General features: G+C 72.2%; 3 protein-coding genes. 2 read left to right on the forward strand and 1 reads right to left on the reverse strand.

Translation table 11 applies throughout. The annotated features are described in order from the left end of the window. Window positions 1-190, reverse strand: a 190-nt coding sequence (locus CCN56_RS37000) for a LysR family transcriptional regulator (protein ID WP_143664746.1), incomplete at its 3' end; no start/stop codon positions are given. 80 nt (window positions 191-270) lie between these two features. On the opposite strand from CCN56_RS37000, the gene CCN56_RS37005 reads away from it, so the two are divergent. Then, a complete protein-coding gene (locus CCN56_RS37005; protein WP_086832100.1) occupies window positions 271-945 on the forward strand; it encodes an MOSC domain-containing protein in 675 nt (224 codons plus the stop codon). Between the two features lie 28 nt (window positions 946-973). Then, window positions 974-1747, forward strand: a complete 774-nt coding sequence (locus CCN56_RS37010; protein WP_086832101.1) for an SDR family oxidoreductase — start codon at window positions 974-976, stop codon at window positions 1745-1747. Window positions 1748-2116 lie beyond the last annotated feature (369 nt).

Below are 2116 nucleotides of genomic sequence, written 5' to 3' on the forward strand. Positions count from 1 at the left end.
CCTCGCCGGCCTGGGTGAGGCGCATCTCGCGTCCCGTACGGATGAGCAGCGGCGTGCCGGCGGAGGCTTCGAGCGCCTTCATCTGCTGGCTGACGGCGGGCTGGGTGCAGCCGAGTTCGCGCGCGGCGGCCGAGAAGGAGCCGGTGGCGGCGACGGCGCGCAGGACGCGGAGGTGGCGGGCCTCGATCATGCGTCCAGCATAAGCGACTCTTGGGTGAAGCCGACTATTTTCGCGAGCGCCTTTGAGATCGGCGCCCGTACAGTGCCCGCATGACCTTGCTGAGCGTGAATGTGGGCCGTGCCAGGCCCGTGGAGTACACGGACGCCGCCTCGGGGATGACGGGCATCGACAAGCGTCCCGTGGAGGGGCCCGTACGGATCGAGGCGCCCGGCGCGCCCGGCGTCGGGTCCAGCGGGGTCGCCGGGGACACCGTCTGCGACCTGCGCTTCCACGGCGGGAACGACCGGGCCGCGTACGCTTTCGCCCGGGAGGACATGGATCTGTGGGAGCGGGAGCTCGGCCGCGAACTGGCCAACGGCTCCTTCGGCGAGAACCTCACCACCCGGGGCCTCGACGTGAACGGCGCCCTGATCGGCGAGCGGTGGCGGATCGGCGAGGAGGTCGTCCTCGAGGTGACCGGCGGCCGCATCCCCTGCCGCACCTTCGCGGGCTTCGTCGAGGAGAAGGGCTGGGTGAAGCGGTTCACGCAGTCCGAGGCCGGCCCCGGCGCGCTGCTGCGGGTCATCGTGCCGGGCGAGGTGCGGGCCGGCGACCCGATCACGGTGCTGCACCGGCCGGACCACGACATCACCGTGACGTATCTGCACCGCGCCGCGACCACCGAACGCGCCCTGCTGCCCTCCACGTTGGTGGCCGCCGAGTGGATGGAGTCCGGACTCCTCGCGCTCGCCCGCCAGTACAAGGAGAAGTACGCCAAGGAATAGGCCGGGTACCAGGCACTAGGTTGCCCGTATGACGACTGCACTGATTACGGGCGCCACCGCGGGCATCGGGGCCACCTTCGCACGGAGACTGGCGGCGGACGGCCACGACGTCGTGCTCGTGGCCAGGGACGTGAAGCGGCTCCGGGAGCAGGCGACCGAGCTGCACGACCGGCACGGCGTCGAGGCCGAGGTGCTCGCGGCGGACCTCTCCGAGGAGGACGGCATCGCCGCCGTCGAGGCCCGGCTCTCGGACCCGAAGCAGCCGGTGGACATGCTGGTGAACAACGCCGGCTTCGGCAACAAGGGCCGCTTCCTCGAAGTCTCCATGGCCGACGAGCTGAAGATGCTGACGGTGCACTGCGAGGCGGTGCTGCGGCTGACCTCGGCGGCGGCCGCCTCGATGAAGGACCGCCGCCGGGGCGCCGTGGTGAACGTCGCCTCGGTGGCGGCCTTCGTGCCCCGCGGCACCTACGGCGCCTCGAAGGCCTGGGTCGTGCAGTTCACCCAGGGCGCGGCGCGGGACCTCGCGGGCAGCGGGGTGCGCCTGATGGCGCTCTGCCCCGGCTTCGTACGGACCGAGTTCCACGAGCGGGCCGGGATGGGCACGGACAACATCCCGGGCTGGATGTGGCTCGACGCGGACAAGCTGGTGTCGGCGGCGCTGCACGACCTGGAGCGGGGGAAGACCCTGTCGATCCCGGACCCCCGCTACAAGGCCCTCATGGGTGTGGTGAAGCTGGCGCCGCGCGGCCTGCTCGGCGGGGTCTCCTCCAAGGCGGGCCGCAAGTACGGGCCGGAGTAGGGCTCGTACGGGCCGGAGTAGGGCTCGTACGGGCCGGAGTAGGGCTCGTACGGGCCGGAGTAGAGCTCGTACGGGCCGGAGTAGAGCTCGNNAACAGGTGTCCGTCGACCCGGACGCGTCCGAGGTCGGACACGGGTACGGGGTCGGGTTCGGCGGTGAGGGAGGCGAGGGCCACGAAGAGCGAGGCCGGGCCGCTCGTGGTGCCGTGCAGGGCGAGGGTGCGGGTCCCCGGGCCCTGCAGGGTTTCCCCGGTGGGGAGTTCCCCGACGTCCGGCCCGTAGCCGTGGACCGGGTGGAGCTGGGCGTGCGGGCCTTCGGGGGTGACGGCCCAGCCGGTCTGCCGTACGGGGGTCCCCTCCGGGGCGCCGA

The sequence above is a fragment of the Streptomyces sp. NRRL B-24572 genome (assembly GCF_002156145.1).
Classification (GTDB): domain Bacteria; phylum Actinomycetota; class Actinomycetes; order Streptomycetales; family Streptomycetaceae; genus Streptomyces; species Streptomyces vietnamensis.